Origin of the sequence: Pseudoalteromonas distincta (genome assembly GCF_000814675.1) — a bacterium.
GTDB classification, from domain to species: Bacteria; Pseudomonadota; Gammaproteobacteria; order Enterobacterales; family Alteromonadaceae; genus Pseudoalteromonas; species Pseudoalteromonas distincta.
Genome location: NZ_JWIG01000015.1, coordinates 1 through 17233, shown reverse-complemented (window position 1 = coordinate 17233; position 17233 = coordinate 1). Strand labels below are relative to the sequence as shown.

Annotated in this window: 19 protein-coding genes and 1 tRNA gene; 9 read left to right on the top strand and 11 right to left on the bottom strand. The window is 38.9% G+C overall.

The features are described 5' to 3' along the window. Positions 1-90: 90 nt before the first annotated feature. The 5 genes from QT16_RS09630 to QT16_RS09610 all read left to right on the top strand — a co-directional run bounded on the left by QT16_RS09630 (position 91) and on the right by QT16_RS09610 (position 5996). Positions 91-912, top strand: a complete 822-nt coding sequence (locus tag QT16_RS09630; RefSeq protein ID WP_039488246.1) for a class I SAM-dependent methyltransferase — start codon at positions 91-93, stop codon at positions 910-912. A gap of 15 nt (positions 913-927) precedes the next feature. Continuing rightward, complete coding sequence (purD, locus tag QT16_RS09625; protein WP_039488244.1) at positions 928-2211, top strand: phosphoribosylamine--glycine ligase; 1284 nt, start codon at positions 928-930, stop codon at positions 2209-2211. A 112-nt stretch (positions 2212-2323) separates the two neighbouring features. After that, positions 2324-4864, top strand: a complete 2541-nt coding sequence (locus QT16_RS09620; protein WP_039488243.1) for an EAL domain-containing protein — start codon at positions 2324-2326, stop codon at positions 4862-4864. 22 nt (positions 4865-4886) lie between these two features. Continuing rightward, complete coding sequence (locus QT16_RS09615) at positions 4887-5696, top strand: DUF2797 domain-containing protein (protein WP_024597548.1); 810 nt, start codon at positions 4887-4889, stop codon at positions 5694-5696. Positions 5697-5702: 6 nt separating this feature from the next. Next, entirely contained in the window at positions 5703-5996 is a 294-nt protein-coding gene (locus QT16_RS09610; protein ID WP_002957811.1) for a DUF4144 family protein, read from the top strand. A 13-nt stretch (positions 5997-6009) separates the two neighbouring features. Here the strand turns inward: QT16_RS09610 and QT16_RS09605 are convergent, their stop codons facing one another. From QT16_RS09605 to QT16_RS09580, 6 genes are all read right to left on the bottom strand, one after another. Continuing rightward, positions 6010-6927, bottom strand: coding sequence for a histone deacetylase family protein (locus tag QT16_RS09605; RefSeq protein ID WP_039488241.1), 918 nt, complete (start codon positions 6925-6927; stop codon positions 6010-6012). Positions 6928-7049: 122 nt separating this feature from the next. Then, a complete protein-coding gene (locus tag QT16_RS09600; RefSeq protein WP_039488240.1) occupies positions 7050-8591 on the bottom strand; it encodes a serine hydrolase in 1542 nt (513 codons plus the stop codon). 15 nt (positions 8592-8606) lie between these two features. Beyond that, positions 8607-9101, bottom strand: coding sequence for a gamma-glutamylcyclotransferase family protein (locus tag QT16_RS09595; protein WP_039488239.1), 495 nt, complete (start codon positions 9099-9101; stop codon positions 8607-8609). Between the two features lie 27 nt (positions 9102-9128). Then, entirely contained in the window at positions 9129-9767 is a 639-nt protein-coding gene (locus QT16_RS09590) for a LysE family translocator (RefSeq protein ID WP_039488238.1), read from the bottom strand. Between the two features lie 11 nt (positions 9768-9778). After that, positions 9779-10552, bottom strand: coding sequence for a hypothetical protein (locus tag QT16_RS09585; protein WP_039488237.1), 774 nt, complete (start codon positions 10550-10552; stop codon positions 9779-9781). A gap of 47 nt (positions 10553-10599) precedes the next feature. Next, positions 10600-11085, bottom strand: coding sequence for a CreA family protein (locus QT16_RS09580; protein ID WP_039488236.1), 486 nt, complete (start codon positions 11083-11085; stop codon positions 10600-10602). A 207-nt stretch (positions 11086-11292) separates the two neighbouring features. Here QT16_RS09580 and QT16_RS09575 point away from each other — a divergent pair, with 207 nt between their 5' ends. Beyond that, complete coding sequence (locus QT16_RS09575; RefSeq protein ID WP_002957818.1) at positions 11293-11622, top strand: 5-carboxymethyl-2-hydroxymuconate Delta-isomerase; 330 nt, start codon at positions 11293-11295, stop codon at positions 11620-11622. A 310-nt stretch (positions 11623-11932) separates the two neighbouring features. On the opposite strand, the gene QT16_RS09570 is transcribed toward QT16_RS09575, so the two are convergent. The 4 genes from QT16_RS09570 to QT16_RS09555 form a co-directional block, all read right to left on the bottom strand. Beyond that, positions 11933-12009 (bottom strand) — tRNA-Ile (locus QT16_RS09570). Between the two features lie 253 nt (positions 12010-12262). Next, the gene (locus QT16_RS09565; protein WP_082007360.1) at positions 12263-12760 is read right to left on the bottom strand and encodes a hypothetical protein; all 498 of its coding nucleotides are present in this window, start codon (positions 12758-12760) and stop codon (positions 12263-12265) included. A 391-nt stretch (positions 12761-13151) separates the two neighbouring features. Further along, entirely contained in the window at positions 13152-13310 is a 159-nt protein-coding gene (locus QT16_RS20585; RefSeq protein WP_002957822.1) for a YqaE/Pmp3 family membrane protein, read from the bottom strand. A gap of 72 nt (positions 13311-13382) precedes the next feature. Then, on the bottom strand, positions 13383-13949 hold the full coding sequence (locus QT16_RS09555; RefSeq protein WP_024597541.1) for a BON domain-containing protein: 567 nt from the start codon (positions 13947-13949) through the stop codon (positions 13383-13385). Between the two features lie 327 nt (positions 13950-14276). Between QT16_RS09555 and QT16_RS09550 the strand changes: the two genes are divergently transcribed. After that, complete coding sequence (locus QT16_RS09550) at positions 14277-14945, top strand: LiaF domain-containing protein (RefSeq protein ID WP_039488234.1); 669 nt, start codon at positions 14277-14279, stop codon at positions 14943-14945. A gap of 38 nt (positions 14946-14983) precedes the next feature. Here the strand turns inward: QT16_RS09550 and QT16_RS09545 are convergent, their stop codons facing one another. Further along, entirely contained in the window at positions 14984-15400 is a 417-nt protein-coding gene (locus QT16_RS09545) for a VOC family protein (RefSeq protein ID WP_039488232.1), read from the bottom strand. 243 nt (positions 15401-15643) lie between these two features. Between QT16_RS09545 and suhB the strand changes: the two genes are divergently transcribed. Together suhB and QT16_RS09535 are read left to right on the top strand one after the other, a co-directional pair. Beyond that, the gene (suhB, locus tag QT16_RS09540) at positions 15644-16447 is read left to right on the top strand and encodes an inositol-1-monophosphatase (RefSeq protein WP_002957826.1); all 804 of its coding nucleotides are present in this window, start codon (positions 15644-15646) and stop codon (positions 16445-16447) included. A 134-nt stretch (positions 16448-16581) separates the two neighbouring features. Further along, positions 16582-17233, top strand: a 652-nt coding sequence (locus QT16_RS09535; RefSeq protein ID WP_238719420.1) for an IS4 family transposase, incomplete at its 3' end; no start/stop codon positions are given.

The window sequence follows — 17233 nt, the reverse complement described above, 5'->3', positions numbered from 1 at the left end:
ACGTTGGTTTAACCCTTTTTGTTTGCTATAAATTCACGTATTCTGATTATTCAATAACCTATTTAAAATTATAATGTGAAGGAACAAACAATGAAATTTGCGCTAAAATCGCTACTTGTAGCCACACTAACAATGACATCGACTATGGCGCTTAGCCATAACCACGAATCAAGCCTTGAACATGCACTTCAATCAAGCGAACGCAATGCTAAAAACAGCGCTCGTGATGAATATCGTCACCCAGCTCAAACACTTGCATTTTTTGGCTTTAAACCAACCATGACAGTTGTTGAAATTGCACCCGGTGGTGGTTGGTATAGTGAAATTTTAGCGCCAGCATTAAAAGAGCAAGGCACTTATTATGCCGCGCACTTTCCTGCTGATTCATCAGTTGGCTACTACCAGCGCTCTCTTGCAGGCTTTAAACAAAAAGTAGCTGAAGATGAGCGCTTTAGTAGCGTTAAAATTACTGAGTTTGCACCTGTAACACATTTAGATATTGCGCCAGCTGGCAGTGCCGATATGGTTTTAACATTTCGTAATGTACATAACTGGTACATGGGCAAAGATAAAAGCGGTGCATTAAGTGCATTCCAAGCTTTTTATAAAGCCCTTAAACCAGGTGGTACATTAGGTTTAGTTGAACACCGTTTAGCTGAAGAGCGTGCTGATGAAGATCAAAAAACATCAGGTTATATGAAGCAGAGCTACGTAGTAGACCTTGCTAAACAAGCAGGGTTTGAATTAGTAGCAAGCAGTGAAATAAATGCAAATCCAAAAGATACAGCCGATCACCCTAAAGGTGTATGGACGCTACCACCAAGCTTAAGACTCGGCGAACAAGATGCTGACAAATATAAAGCCATTGGTGAAAGCGACCGCATGACGCTGAAATTTAAGAAACCGCTTTAAATAGGAATTTTCGCCATGAATGTTTTAGTCATTGGCAGCGGCGGCCGCGAACACGCACTTGCGTTTAAAGCCGCTCAAAACACCAAAGTAAATACTGTATTTGTAGCCCCTGGTAATGCAGGTACTGCACTTGAACCAAAACTTGAAAACGTAGCTATAAACGTTGACGACTTAGATGGTTTACTTAGTTTTGCACAGCAAAATAAGGTAGAGCTTACTATTGTAGGTCCAGAAATACCGTTAGTACTGGGTGTTGTTGATAAGTTTCGTGAACATAACATGGCTATTTTTGGACCAACGGCGGGCGCAGCTCAACTTGAAGGTTCGAAATCGTTTACTAAAGACTTTTTAGCACGTCATAAAATCCCTACGGGCGACTACCAAACGTTTGAACAGATTGAGCCTGCCCTTGCTTATTTAAAAGAGAAAGGCGCGCCAATTGTTGTAAAAGCAGATGGTTTGGCTGCGGGTAAAGGCGTAATTGTAGCCATGACGCAAGCCGATGCCGAAGAAGCTATTCGCGATATGCTTGCGGGTAATGCTTTTGGCGATGCAGGAAGTCGTGTTGTTATTGAAGAGTTTTTAGACGGTGAAGAAGCGTCTTTCATCGTAATGGTTGATGGTAAAAACGTATTACCATTTGCAACAAGCCAAGATCATAAACGCGCTTACAATGGCGATGCGGGTCCTAACACGGGTGGCATGGGTGCATACTCACCTGCGCCAGTTGTTACTGATGAAATCCACCAGCGTATTATGAACGAAGTGATCTACCCTACGGTAGAAGGCATGGCAAGCGAAGGCCATCCGTACACCGGCTTTTTATATGCAGGTTTAATGATTGACGAAACAGGCACCCCTAAAGTAATTGAGTACAATTGTCGCTTTGGCGATCCTGAAACTCAACCAATGATGCTACGTTTGCAATCAGATTTGGTTGAATTGATTGAAGCTGCTAACCGTGTAGAACTTGATAAAACAACAATTGAGTTTGACCCACGCGCAGCCGTTGGTGTTGTACTTGCCGCTAAAGGCTACCCTGGTGATTACCCTAAAGGTGACGCTATTTCGGGGCTAAAAGTGGATTACCCTGCAGGTGAAAAAGTGTTTCATGCGGGTACTAAACAAAGTGGCAATGACGTTGTAACCGCAGGCGGTCGCGTATTATGCGCAACAGCACTTGGTAACACTGTTACGCAAGCGCAGCAACGCGCCTATGAGCTTGTTAAACAAATTAGCTGGGATGGTATGGAATATCGTACAGATATAGCTTACCGTGCTATTGCACGCGAGCAATAGCCTATAATACCTATTCATTGGTATAACCAATTAATTTAACTAAAAAAGCGCAGTTTCCCTGCGCTTTTTTAGTGCTACACTAATTAAAAGGTTTTTTAAAAGTAAATTAACGTTGGAACTAAGAACTTTACGTTACCATGCAATTGCTGTTGCCATACTGATTTTTATATTTTTTATAATCAGTACATTGGCATCAAACTTAGTCGTGCCTACACGATATACAATTGATAAAACGGCTCCAATGTACCTCGATTACGCCTACTATATTGACAAAACCAAAACTAAAACATTCGATACCATCATTAACCAACCTGAATTACTTACTCATCAACCATTTTCAGATGTTCCATGGAGCTTTAGCCAACAAAATTATTGGTTGTTTCTTGATTTAGAAAATAAAAGCCTTAACAAGCAAAATGTTGTGGCACATTTTGACAACCCTATGGTCGATCACCTTACGGTTTATCGCCTCGATAAAAATAACAAACTAATTGAAACATACAAACTCGGCGATAAAGAAGAAGCCCTCTCTTTGTTTGAATACAGCGTACCGCATATTCGCTTTTTAGTAGAAAGAAAATCATCACAACGCCTAGTAATAAAAATAGACACAATAGGCATAAGTAAAACACCTGTAAACTTGTATCGTGATAAAGAGTTTATTGACTTAGTGCGATCTCAAACTGGGATCTGGGGTATTTTTGTAGGCGTGCTATTGATGGCTGCGCTTTACAACTTGGTGCTTTATTTTGGTATAAAAGACCGTGTTTATTTAATTTATATTGGCTACATCGTCAGCGCTATTACACTAATGGGTGCTGTACTGGGCTTTGGTTTTTACTTATGGCCTAAGCAATGGCAGCTCTTTATTCACGAACAAATTGTGTTTAGTAATTATGGGGTCGCCTTTTTCACCCTTGCTTTTTGCACCATGTTTTTGCGCTATCATAAAGATAAATGTTGGCGTTACAAAATGAGCATAGCTCTACTTTGGCTTATGTTTACTCTTGCTGTATGTAGCTTGTTTATTCCTGAAAATATAGCGGCTCCTATATTTTTTGGTGTAATGGTACTGCTTTATATTACTTGTATTATTTTAATATATAACAAGTTACGCAGTGGTTTTAGGTGGGCTAAGTTTTATGTTTTATCATGGATACCGCTAATTTTTGGTGCGGCAATTCAACCCATGGAACTCACTGGCGTTTTACCGTATACCTTTGCAACCCGCCATGCCTTTTTAGTCGCTATTTTGTGCGAAGTTATTTTAATGGCGATGGCATTAGCAGACAGGGTAAGGTATCAGCGCGAACGTGCGCTTTATCATGCCACGCATACACAACAAACACGATTACTTAATAGCTCCAAGCTAAAACAAGCATTTATGACACTACAGAGCCAAAACCGCTCAACAACGTTGTGTTTAATAAAAATACGTCACTTTAATTCACTCAATACGATTATTACCTCTTCTCAGGGCTACACACTTATAAAGCATATAGCCAAAGAGCTTGAATTAGAACTCAGCCATGAACGTGAATTTACAAACCTCGAAACAGATTTAAACACCAGTCCTCGCTTAGCCGATTTAAGCAGTGGTGTATTTGCCTGTATTTCTACAAAAACACAAAACCAAGAAATGCTAGAAGCACTACTGACTAAAATAATTAGTAGCCTACCAAAACAATATGAAATTAAAGGGCTAAACCTGCAGCTTAGTTACAGTATAGGTATTAGTAGTGCAGGCAAGAGTAACGACTTTGAATATTGGTTAAAGCGTGGTTATTTAGCGCTTAAAAAAGCAAAAGGTAGCGTTAATCAAGTTGGGTCATCGTCAAACGGTAATAATCTGATGATGGACGTTGCTCTAGCCGCTAAGCTGCAACAAGCCATAAAAACAAATCAACTGGCGCTTTACTACCAACCTCAAATAAACTTATTAAGTAACCACGTAAGTGGTGCTGAAGCTTTATTACGTTGGCCCGACCCAACTTACAGCAACTTATCAATTGAAGAGCTAATAATACTTGCTGAACACACAGGTATTATTAACGAGCTAACACTGTGGGTAATAGAGCAAGCTTGTAAAGACATAGTTGAGCTTACAAAAAATGGCTATAACGAGCACACAATTAGCGTAAATTTAAGTGCTAAAAACTTAACCATAAATAATTTAGCCGAAAAAGTAGAAAATATTTTAATTAAATACCAAGTGCCGGCACACTTACTTAAATTTGAACTAACCGAATCGGCCTTCGTAGATAGTCAAGATGCACTTATAAAGTTAGTTGATGAGTTAACCGCATTAGGTATTAAAGTGGTACTGGATGACTTTGGGACAGGCTACGCGTCACTTAGCTACTTAGTCAATTATCACTTTAGTGAGCTTAAAATAGATAAGTCATTTGTTTTTGATTTGCCTAATAACCCAACTCACCAAGTTATTGTACAAACAGCCATTGATATGGCGCATAACCTCAATTTATCAATAACAATTGAGGGGGTAGAAACCCAAGAAATCCATCACTTGCTCAAAGATATGAACGCTGATTGCGCCCAAGGTTATTTATACGCAAAAGCACTGCCTTACACCGACTATTTACACTTCTTAAAAAGCCAATATAGCTTAAAAATGTTAGACTCCTCTTTTTAACATCTTTAGGGGCCAAGTAAAGATGCAAGGCACACTGCGTAAACTAAAATCGAGCTTAACCGAACCAGTACAATATCACTTACCTGTGGGTGAGCACTTAGTAGACTTAAATGCATTTATAGGTAAGGAGCTTACGCTTACCTTTAGTGGCACTATTTTATGTTCTAACTGCGGTAAAAAAACAAAAAAAAGCTATTCTCAAGGTCACTGTTTTGTATGCATGCGCAAGCTTGCTAGTTGCGATATGTGCATAATGAAACCAGAAACCTGCCACTACGATCAAGGCACTTGCCGAGAGCCGCAATGGGGCGAAGAAAACTGCATGATCCCACACTATGTGTATCTCGCTAATACCTCAGGTTTAAAGGTAGGTATTACCCGCCACACACAAATACCAACTCGCTGGGTTGATCAAGGCGCTACTCAGGCATTACCTATTTTTAAAGTGCAAACTCGCCTGCAATCCGGTTTAGTAGAAGTTGCATTGGCTGAATTTATTGCCGACAAAACTAATTGGCGCAATATGCTAAAAGGTCAAAACGACGCAATTGACTTAAAGGCAGCGGCAGCCGAGCTGATCCCACAAATTAGCGAAAAGCTAAACGAGCTCAGTGAATTATTTGGCGCAACAGCCATAGAGCAACTTGATGAAGATGTGGTTGATTTAAACTTTCCAGTAACCGAATACCCAACAAAAATCAGCTCATTTAACTTTGATAAAGACCCTGTTGTAAGTGGTGTTTTACAAGGTATTAAAGGTCAGTACTTAATCTTTGAAAAAGGCGTTATTAATATACGTAAATTTACGTCTTATGAAGTAACCGTAGGCTAACGGGCTATGTTAAACAGCTACCCACAATTATTGGTTATTTATAATGAGCTTGAGATAGCCCATAACCAACAAGAGCAACAAGAGTGCTTACACAGCGTTACGCAAAGTGAGCTAAGCGATGTGCGAGTACTTAACAAGCAAGGTGACTACCTTAATTTACAAGGCACTGTTTGCCCTAAATTGAATGGCGAGCAACTAGCACAGCTTGTTACAGCTTACTTATTAAATGAAGGACAATGCTGCCTTGGTAAAATCAAAACCCTAAGCACAGCGCAGGCGTTTGATTTACTAGGGCTATAAACACTCTCTTTATTTAAACCTCAGTAAGCACTTTTATATGCGCTACAGCACTGCGACCTAAAGCTGATAGCGCATAGCCACCTTCTAAATACGAAATAACCCCTTTGCAACCGCCCTCTTTAGCAACACCACATAGTTGCTCGGTAAGCCAAATATAGTCATCTTCAACAAATTTTAAGCTTGCCATATCATCTTCTAGGTGAGCATCGAACCCTGCGCTTATAAAAAGTAATTCAGGTTTAAACGCTTTTAATTTTGGTAGCCATTGCCCAGTAAACACCTCTTTTAAATCGTCGCCATTACTGGCAATTGGCAGAGGTGAATTAACTATATGGCTATTATTTTTAACCGCTGTATTTGGATAAAACGGATACTGAAATAACGAACAAAGCAGTACATTTTCGTCATCAATAAAAATATCTTGCGTGCCATTACCGTGGTGTACATCAAAATCCGCAATAGCAATGCGCTTAATCCCTTTGCTTTGTGCGTACTTAACAGCAATAGCTAAGTTATTAAACACACAAAACCCAGATGATGAGTTTTTATTAGCGTGATGCCCTGGCGGGCGTACTGAGCAAAAAGCAGCATCGAGTTTATCGGCAAGTATTTCATCAACAGCTAACAATCCTGCACCGACTGCCCGCTCAATCGCTTTAAACGAATCGGGGCACAGCCACGTATCGCCATCTAAATTAGCCAGCCCTTCTGTTGGTAGCGTATTTTCTACGTGTTTAAGTAAAGCTTCATCGTGAGCAAGTAGATAATGTTCACGCTCGGCCTTGGGTGCTTGTAGGTGTGTTAAGCCAACATCTACGCCGCTGGCAAGTAATCGATCTGTTATGGCATCTAGACGCTCTGGGCACTCAGGATGGTCGTCTATCATTTTATGTTTACGGCAATGAGGGTGTGAAATAACTGCAGTACGCATAAAATGCTCCTAGCCAAAGTAAATTGAGTGTTTAATATAACAAAGCCACCTAATGGTGGCTTTGCGACTTTGGTGTATATCGACACTTTAAATATCGGTACTTTAAATACTAATGTTATTAGCTATTTTGCTTTTAAATGTAGGTTTCTAAAGTCAAAGCTAAAGTCGGTCACTTGTGTTGATACCGCGCGCATTTTGGCACTGTTTACACGATTTTGTGAGCTCATTTCAAAACGAATAAACGCATCTGCTTCTAGTAGCCTTTCATCCCACTTAACAATAAATGTATTACCAGTGTAATGCTCAAGAGTGCCTTTCAAGCGTTTAGTGTGGGTAAAATCAATGCGTAATTTACCATCTAACTGCTCAATAATTACATCGCCGTACCAATCATCTTGCAATGTTCCGGTGTAATTAATATTTGGTAATTGTGGTTGGTAGTCAGCGGGGGCTTCTGGTTTTGCATTAGCATACGCTTGTTGCTTGCCTTCAAAATGACTTTTAGCTAAATCTTCTACCCAGTCTTTATCTTCAAGTTCAAGTGCATCTTCAAGCACTTCATGGGTTACTGCCGAAAGTGCACCAAAAGCTTGTTGATTAGATAAAATAACAATACCGAGGTTTTTCTCAGGCAATAAAGTAACTTGCGATACCATTCCCAAAATACCACCGCCGTGACCTAGCTTTTTAAAGCCGTGGTAGTCTTCAATACTCCAGCCTAACCCATAACCCCTAAACTGCTGATGATACGATTCAAACGCACTTTTAGACGCCATAGACGTAATATGTGGGTGCCACATTTGCGCTTGTTGCTTTTCGCTAAACAGCTGCTCGCCATTAGGCATTTTACCGCCCGCTAATTGCGTACGAAGCCATTGGCTCATGTCGCTTACACTTGAAGCAATGGCGCCTGCGCCTCTAAAGTCCTCAAGGTAGTTCACAAAAAATGGATGAAGCGTGCCATCCATAGGAATATGACCTGTCGCCCAGTTTTTATTACTTTTAGGAATACGTGAAAAGCCCGCGCGTGAGTTATCCATGTGCAGCGGCTGTAATATATTTTTTTCGATGTAATCGTTCCAGCTCATACCCGACACACGTGCAACCACTTCACCAGCGGTAACAAACATCAAGTTGTTATAAGCGTACTTACTACGAAAGCTGCTCGCTGGTTTTAAATACTGTAATCCCGCTAAAATTTCATCAACTGATTTATCGGTACTTGGCCAAATCATTAAATCGCCTTGCCCAAGCCCAAGCCCACTGCGATGGCTTAATAAGTCACGAATACGCATTTCGCGTGTTACGTACGAGTCGTACAATCTAAACTCTGGTAAATGATCAATTACGCGGTCATCCCAGCTTAATTTACCTTCATCAACCAACTTTGCCAGTGCCGCAGTAGTGAATGCTTTTGTGTTTGAAGCAATACCAAATAAAGTGTCTTTGTTTACTTTTTTGTTGGTATCGAGATTAGTTACACCAAAGCCTTTAGCAAATATTACTTTATCGTTTTCAACAATGGCAACTGCCATACCGGGTACGTCAAAACGTGCCATTGACGCTTTAATTACGTCGTCAATTTTGTTGGTATCAACTTGTGCCCAGCTGCTAAACGTAGTGCCTGCTAATAGTGCAATTGCGGCAAGTTTGGTTAATTTCATATCAATCCTATTTTATTATTTTTGATGAACTGCAAATTCAATTGCTGCGCGCTCTTGATTGGTGTCGCTTTTTTGTGCGCGATTTAATATGGCATCACTGTATTCTTTTGGTACGCCCGCTTCAAGTGAACCGCGATGAACGTGTTTTATATACCAATCATATGGTAGTACATCGCTGTCATGGGTATTAGCTATATAACAATGTGCGGCTACAGTCTCACCCGTTAAAAGCGTTGGGGCTATATCTACACAATCGTAACCTGGCCCTTCAATACTGTCTAAAATAGCTTTTTCTTCTTCATTGAGCTCATAAATAACGCCGTAAACCAATGCATCTTCTTTATCGCTTGGACAAATACTGCATTTACCTGAGCCATCTTTAAATAGCATATCAAAAGTAAGCTCGTAGCCTTTAAGTACCGCAGTTCCTACACGCTTTACATTGGGCAAGCGCGCTAACAAACGATTAGATGACATATTAGAACCAAACGAAAAATTATATAGCGGCATTTTTATCTCCTGCGCTTTTTGAATAAGTTAAATAACAACACGTACTGCAAGTGCAATTAAGATAATGCCAATTCCACGGTCAAACCAATAACCGCGTTGTTGGAAAAAGCCCCTTACATTATCGCGAGAAAGCATCATTGAAAGCATTGAAAACCACGCCCAAGTAGCCAATGCCATGTACACGCCGTAGCCAATCTGTATGCTAGTAGGTGTTGTTGGGCTAATCACGAGTGTAAATAACGACATAAAAAATAACGTGGCTTTTGGGTTTAATGCATTGGTGAAAAAGCCGCGCCTAAAAGCCACCCAAACGGGTTCCTCTTGAACGGTTTTGTTTTCAACATCTTTTACAGCCTCGCCTTCATTACTTGCAGGCGGTTTTGCAGCTCTAAGAGCTTGTACGCCTAAGTAAGCTAAATATGCACCAGCAAGGTACTTAAGCGCCATAAATAAACTAGGCGATTGCGTTAAAATAAGCGCAACACCTAAAACGCAATAGGCAACGTGCAGTAAAATAGCAGCGCCAACACCGGCGCTTGTCCACAATGCATTGCGCCTTCCTTGTTGCACACTTTGCTTAAGTACTACGGCAAAGTCAGGCCCAGGGCTTGCTACTGCAAAAAAATGAGCAATAACAATCAGTAAAAATTCATCTAAGTATTCCACGCAAATCCTTGCTAGTTTGGCGAATAAGCTAATAACAGCGGGTTGGCCGAATTATCTACCAATGCTTTAATTTCTTTTTGTGCTTTTTTAAACTGACCACGTAAATGCGGCTTTAAGTGCTTTTTAGACACCTTATCGTTTTTAAAGTAACTAATTAGGGCATGCATAAATACCGTATGCGTTTCACTTAACTTAGCTTCACGGTTAGCGTATGGGTTATAGCAAGAGCCACACCCGCCTTTAAACTGATACACCGTATTACTCATCATCACACCAAACCCTAAAAAACAAGCAAGTGCATCAGCAGCTTGTGGTAAATACTCCCTACCACCTGGCGGTAGCACCCCAACGTGATGAATAAGTATGGTGGCCAGAGTACCTGCATAACTTGCCACTAAATCTTGTGGCTGATTAATCTGGTTAGGATTAAAAGAAATATTAATCGTATGGCTTGGCGGCACAATTAGATGGCTGCCTTCGCCACGTATTTCATTGCTAAATTCAAAGTGTGGAAAAACTTGCGGTTGTAATTGCTGCGGTGCAACTAGTTGGATAGGCCATGCGTTCATACCCGCGTAATTAGTAACGCGGTTAAAAACATTACTCGCCATTTCTTCAATGCTCGATACCGAATCAGGGAAAAAAGTAGCCGTTGGCAGTATTATTTGAGTGTGCTTTGTAAAAAACTCAGCATCAAAGTTTTCTACAGCCCAAATAAATGTATCAATAAGCCATTGCTGTTCTTGCTGCTCTAATAATGGCTTTGATTTAAATAAAGCTAACATAGTGTGCTCTTTTAGGTTTTAGTTTAGGTGCTTACGTAGGTGCTAACTTAGTCTTTTTGTGTAAGCGCCCAGTCCCACGCTTGAGTATTGTATAGCGGCACTGTTGATAGCGCATGGTGGTGGCTACCACTGGACTCTTTAGTTGAGTACGATAAGTACAATAAAGTACGATTTTCAGCATCGTAAATACGACGCACTTTTAGTGATTTAAATAATATACTTTTAGATGATTTAAAGATCACTTCGCCCGACTTGCTACGGTCTATTTTTTGTAGCTGCTGCGCTGTAATTGGCCCCGTTTGACGACACGCTATAGACATATCAGAGGGATCAGAAAAGTCCAAATTAGCCTCTATATGACTAATATGACAAGTAACGCCCTCAACAATAGGATCTTGCTGCGAATTCACCACAACATCTTTAGTTGTAAATAACCCAAGGCTTACCGACGCAACATCGTCAGAGCAAGCACTTAACGTAAAAATTGCACCTGCAAGTAAAGCTAAACGTTTAAATTTTTGTGGTAATTTCATACTTATCCTTAATCAATATATAGGTAACTTAGTAGATAAGTTACTAAGCGAAGGTTCACCTGTTTGTTTTTATACTAACATCAAAAATAAATACGACTAAATTAGTTTAAAGTAAAGATTTTAGATAGCTCAGGGTTTAGTGACCCCTCTTGTATTTGATACAATTACCTCTCGCTCATGCAGTAACTCATAATAGGAAACGCCTAAATGCCGCACATTATTATTGAACACTCAGAAGACCTCCCCGTTTTACCTCAAGTACTGGTAGAAAAAATTCATACAACCGCTTTCGAAAGTAACTTGTTTGAATTAGAAACCATAAAAACACGTGCTATTGCTTATCAGCAATATCAACTTGGCGCAGGAAAATCAGGGTTTATACATATCGCGGTACATATTTTGGCAGGACGCTCAATTGAGCAAAAACAAATGTTAAGCGAACTGCTACTTTCATGTTTAAAAACATATTGCAGAGCATCAGACAGTCTAAGCGTAAATATTTACGATATTGAGCATGAGATATACCGTAAAAATTAGTTAACTCTTGTAGTTTTGAGCAATAAAAGTAAACACTAGTAAGTAAAAAGCCCCAATAGGGGCTTTTTTGTCTTCTGAAATTAAATGCTGATCACTGTCACTTATAAAGCAAAGCATCTGATCTAACGCTGGAATTTAATAGTGCATTCGCACTATTCCAAATTTAAGAAAGCTTAGCTTAATCTATGGATTAACTTTATTTAGATTACGTTTATTATTAGGGGTAACTAAAGAATAAAAATTACACAATATTAAATTAATGTAGCTTGAAATAATTTGGATAGGTGTTTACTTGGGAATTTTGTAAAAGTGGTGGCCCCTCCCAGACTCGAACTGGGGACCTAACGATTATGAGTCGTGTGCTCTAACCAACTGAGCTAAGGGGCCAACTTTTATATAACTGCTAGACAGTTAATTTTTGAAGCGTTCAGTCACAGAGCGACTAAAGCGGGTTGCAGTATAAAAACTTTTTAGGTGCTTGTCACTACCAAAAACCTTTATTTTAACAATCAACAAGCTAACTGCTTAAATAGTAATCTTTTAAGTGGGCATAAACATAAAATGTAAGATATTTCCCGTGTTATTCACTGCATTAAATTATAAAAAACCCTATCCCATATAGTCTTTTATATTTAACCCTCTACTTTTTAAGCAAAGCTAACATATATGTATAGGCATACAAGGCTGTAAAAAATATGCTTGGGGCTACTGTCAGTGCCAAATTAGGTGTCTGATTAATTACATTTACCATAATCACTAAGCTCGATTGAACAGTAATCGGAATAATAGGAGCAAAAAGTACGCCTGCTATTTTTTTATTACTTAAATACGAGGCGCTAGAGTTAATTGCATTGTTAAAACTTTGTCGTATTGCTACGTTTTGTGGTGTTTTAGAATGAAACATACAAATAATTGGAGTTACAAACGCAAGCGTTACATAACTAAACTTATACTTGTTGACGACCCTTTCTAAAATAAAGGTAAAAAAAAGCGTTACAAATCCACTATACAAACCTTGCACTAATGCAGCTTGAAGCGTAACCGATTTAGCAATGTCTGCCGCACTATTTGCCCAGTAGGCCCAACTAAAATAAAAAACGAAAGACACAACACCTGACAGTATAAGTCGAATATTCAATTTACTACCTCAATATGCCTAAAAACCTAGTTTAATGATAACACTAGAAGTGAAGGTAATATTGTCACTAAATAATAAAGTATTTGATTGTATATTGTAGATGTATAAACACGCTAATGTTGAAGACTTCCTAAATGGCATCAAGTCAGAATCTGAGCGCGACTGTTAGCTGGAAAGCTTATTAGTAAACAATAAGTATAATTTTAAAATAATATTGGGAGTGAGTTAAGGAAGTGAATTAATGGGTTGAAGAGCTTTAAAAATTGGATTTAACCTAAAAACTATCTAAAAACGCTCTAAAAACTCTCTAAAAACTAATATTGTGAGCCGATCGGTACTGAAGTATTTAGCTAAACCTCAGCAGTCGGCTTACACAATATATAACCTGTCATTATTTTTTCGCAATAATGTAGATTGCATGTATTAACCCTGGGAAATAACCTAGCAGTGTTAATAGAATATTTAACCAAAAATGCATCCCTAAGCCAACTTGCAAAAACACACCTAATGGCGGTAATAAAACCGAAAGTATTATACGAATAATATCCATGATCAAACTCCATTTAAATTAAACATTGAAAAGACTTAAAGCCCAGCATTACTGGGCCTTAACTATACTGTATTATTCAGCAACAATAGCTAGTTTATCAACTACGTCGCGAACATCTTCAGCATTTTTAGCAATTTTAACTGCTAGTTGCTTTTCAGCTTCAGACTCTACAGAGCCATTCAGAGTTACCACACCGTTGTCGGTATCAACATCAATGTCTGTACCACCTACTTCTGAGTCAAACAGGAATCGAGTTGTGATTACAGTGGTGATTTTAGCGTCCGTTAGGTCGTTATCATCATCGTCCATCATGTCGTTGCTTTTATCTTCGGTGTCCATGCTTTTAACAACAGTAAGGCTGTTATCAACATCAGTTACACCATCTAGGCTAAGTACAAGTTCTTCTGCTAGCTCTTTATCAAGTTCGCTATTAACTTTACCTGTAAGTACTACCTTGCCATTTTTTACATCAGTGTTAATGTCAAAGTTGTTTAGATTAGTGTTCATAAGTAGAACGGTTTCTGCCTTACCATCAATCCAAGCATCTTTACTTTCGTTTTCCCAGCTGTTTGCTTGGGCACCCATAGCCGTAGTACCAAGAACTAGAGCTGCGATAATAGATTTGTTAAATGTTTTCATAATCTTTCTCCTTTTGATTAAAGACACTTTAACTAATGCGAGCTTCAGGCCAACTTTATTTATACTTAAAATTCAAGGGCTTGAGTTAATTAAAAGATAAAGCCTTATCTATGTTTGTGTAACTATTTACAGGCTACTCGGTAAAACTTTCTCAAATAGTGAAAATAGCTAGATAATTGCTCTTTTGGTTAATCTATCGTTAATATAACAAAACAAAAAACACCGTTAAAAATAACCAATTGATAATTAATGAAATTATATTTGGTACGCGGTTTGCAGCTTAACTACAAGAGCAGTATCAATAGTAAATATAAGAAGGAATAACTCATGTCTGTAAAAGTTGAAGACCGCCCAATAGAACAAGTACGCGAACAAGTGATTGATCAATTAATTTATAATTACAGTCATGGTGTTATTTCTGTTGATGCATTTGAAAGACGTTTAGATAATGCGATGGATGCACCTAATAACGAAGCACTGCTAGCCTTAGTAGAAGATTTAACACTTAATACCGATCAGCAATATAAAGCAGAAAAACAATCGCAATTTACACCACATTATAGTGCACAGCAAAACAGTGATGATGATTTTACATTACGCAGTATTTTAGGATCTAACGAGCGAAGTGGTCAGTGGGTTGTGCCAAAAAATATATATTTGAGTAACTTTATGGGATCGGTGGTGCTTGATTTTACCGATGCTATTTTTGCGCATCAAAATGTAACTATTCACGTTAACTGTATTTTTGGTAGCGATGAAATTTACGTACCAGAGCATGTCAATGTAGTGTCTAAAATGTTTTGTATTTTAAGTAGCCTTGAAAATAAATCTGTGTCGCTTAACAAACGCCAAGGCCCTACAATTCATATTGAAGGAAAGGCAGTAATGGGCTCGGTTGAAGTGAAAATAAAGCGCACAATTAAAGAAAAATTTATAAGCTTTGCAAATGAGCTAAAAACCCAGTTTGGCACGGGTAATAATAACCGCTCACTATAATTGAGTAGCAGCACTTTAACGTGCTGCTTGGTATTTTATTATAAATCGTTATTTCGCTCGCTTGGTATATCACTTAAATACTCTACAAACTCAACTTCAAACCCTGCAGGATCAATAAAGTAGACATTCTTTCTGAAAGGATTCTCGCTACCTTGCTTGCTTAGAGTAAAACCCGCTTTATTTAAGCGCATTACTACTGCGCTTAAATTATTAGTTACATAAGCAAAGTGTGCAAAACCAATTTGATGGCCCGATAAGTTTCTGTTTTCACCCTCCCCATGACTGCTTATCGCAATGTAATGCGTGTCATCTCCAAAGTGTACCCAGCGTCTTGGTTTTCCATGCCAATCACCTCTGCCTTCACTTCTGATTGACCAATGCGGAAATACAGCGCGATAAAATGTAAGCATACTATCTATATCACTCACGACTAAGTTTACGTGCTCTAAATACATAATGTTATCCTATCAGTTAAGTTAGGAGCACGATAAAACCTCAAGTTAACTTTAGGTAAAGTGTTATTTAAAATTAATTTATTTAAATGCAGATAATTATTTTTTAAAAATATTTAAACTTTTCAATCTTGTATAAAAAACAAACACAAGTATTTAGGGTTTATTGTTTACTTTATGGCAAAAGTCGCTAAAATACGCCGGCTGAAATATATAAACGTTCTTTTACAACCCAAAGGTAATACCATGCATCCAATGTTAAACATTGCGGTTCGCGCTGCGCGCAACGCAGGCAAAATTTTACTTCGCGCAAGTGAAGATTTATCAAAAGTTGAAGTGCAACAAAAAGGCGCTAACGACTTAGTAACTAACATTGATAAAGAAGCCGAAGCCGTAATTCGTGACACTATTTTACAGTCTTACCCTACTCACTCAATTGTTGGTGAAGAACTAGGTGAGCATAAAGGCAAGGATGATGATTACCAATGGATTGTAGATCCTATCGATGGAACAACTAACTTCATCAAAGGTATCCCTCATTACGCGGTTTCTATCGCACTTAAAGTTAAAGGTCGTTTAGACCAAGCTGTTATTTATGATCCAATTCGTGGTGAGCTTTTCACTGCATCTCGCGGTCAAGGCACTCAGTTAAACAGTAAACGTCTACGCGTTAGCAAAACTACGGTTCTTGCAGGCACTGTACTTGCTACTGGTTTCCCTTTCAAAAACAAAAACCACATGGATGCATACACTGAAGCGTTTAAAGCATTATTTGTACACACTGCTGATATTCGCCGTGCAGGTTGTTCTGCTTTAGATATGGCATACGTTGCAGCTGGCCGTGTTGATGGATTTTTTGAAATTGGTTTAAAACCTTGGAACTCTGCTGCGGGCGAACTAATGGTTAAAGAAGCGGGCGGTATGGTTGTAGATTTCGCCGGTGGTAATAACTATAACCACAGCGGCAATATTATCTGTGGTTCACCAAAACTGACTCAAGCAATTATTCGCGAAATTCGTCCAGTATTAACTGAGTCGTTACTTCGCTAATTAAATGCTATTAATAGCATACTAAAAAGGAGCCCAGGCTTAATGCCGATCAGTTAAGAAAATGACCGGTTGACCGATCCAAACGATCATGCAAAATCCGTAGTTAGGAAACTAACTACGGATTTTTTGTGAATATAGAACAAGCACTGCAAGCAACACTTGAAGAAAGCAGCCGATACCATACCTTTGAAAAATTATCAGAAATTCTTGACCCTGAAATCATTGAACAAGGTTTTCAACAAGCAGGGATTGCAACCGTTCGTAAGCGAAGATTACCGCTTGAAGCCGTTTTGTGGTCAGTTATTGGCATGGCATTGTTTCGAAAAGAATCAGTTTGGAATATCGCTAATAAGCTAGATATCATGTTACCTGGCAAGAACCAACTCGTTGCTCCAAGTGCGATGGTACAGGCGAGACAAAGGTTAGGTGATGATTCCGTTAAACACGTTTTCAATAAATCTGCTCAATCAATGTATAAGCAACAGTCATTCGAAACATGGAATGGTTTGAACCTATTAGCTGTTGACGGTGTTGTGTGGCGAACAGCCGACACGCCTGATAATCGTAAAGCCTTCTCTTCAGGTAGCAACCAATACGGTGATACAGCCTTTCCTCAAATACGCATGGTCTGTCATATGGAATTGACCAGCCATCAACTTCTCAGTAGCGAGTTTGATAACTATAAAACCAACGAGATGAAATTAGCTGAGCGTTTAATTGAACGTACACCAGATAATTCACTGACTATGTTTGATAAAGGATATTATTCTTTAGGCCTGTTAAACC

Coding starts and splice junctions, on each gene's coding strand:
- QT16_RS09630 (WP_039488246.1), top strand. CDS start 91: ATGAAATTTGCGCTAAAATCGCTACTTGTAGCCACACTAACAATGACA.
- purD (WP_039488244.1), top strand. CDS start 928: ATGAATGTTTTAGTCATTGGCAGCGGCGGCCGCGAACACGCACTTGCG.
- QT16_RS09615 (WP_024597548.1), top strand. CDS start 4,887: ATGCAAGGCACACTGCGTAAACTAAAATCGAGCTTAACCGAACCAGTA.
- QT16_RS09610 (WP_002957811.1), top strand. CDS start 5,703: ATGTTAAACAGCTACCCACAATTATTGGTTATTTATAATGAGCTTGAG.
- QT16_RS09605 (WP_039488241.1), bottom strand. CDS start 6,927: ATGCGTACTGCAGTTATTTCACACCCTCATTGCCGTAAACATAAAATG.
- QT16_RS09600 (WP_039488240.1), bottom strand. CDS start 8,591: ATGAAATTAACCAAACTTGCCGCAATTGCACTATTAGCAGGCACTACG.
- QT16_RS09595 (WP_039488239.1), bottom strand. CDS start 9,101: ATGCCGCTATATAATTTTTCGTTTGGTTCTAATATGTCATCTAATCGT.
- QT16_RS09585 (WP_039488237.1), bottom strand. CDS start 10,552: ATGTTAGCTTTATTTAAATCAAAGCCATTATTAGAGCAGCAAGAACAG.
- QT16_RS09580 (WP_039488236.1), bottom strand. CDS start 11,085: ATGAAATTACCACAAAAATTTAAACGTTTAGCTTTACTTGCAGGTGCA.
- QT16_RS09575 (WP_002957818.1), top strand. CDS start 11,293: ATGCCGCACATTATTATTGAACACTCAGAAGACCTCCCCGTTTTACCT.
- QT16_RS20585 (WP_002957822.1), bottom strand. CDS start 13,310: ATGGATATTATTCGTATAATACTTTCGGTTTTATTACCGCCATTAGGT.
- QT16_RS09555 (WP_024597541.1), bottom strand. CDS start 13,949: ATGAAAACATTTAACAAATCTATTATCGCAGCTCTAGTTCTTGGTACT.
- QT16_RS09550 (WP_039488234.1), top strand. CDS start 14,277: ATGTCTGTAAAAGTTGAAGACCGCCCAATAGAACAAGTACGCGAACAA.
- QT16_RS09545 (WP_039488232.1), bottom strand. CDS start 15,400: ATGTATTTAGAGCACGTAAACTTAGTCGTGAGTGATATAGATAGTATG.
- suhB (WP_002957826.1), top strand. CDS start 15,644: ATGCATCCAATGTTAAACATTGCGGTTCGCGCTGCGCGCAACGCAGGC.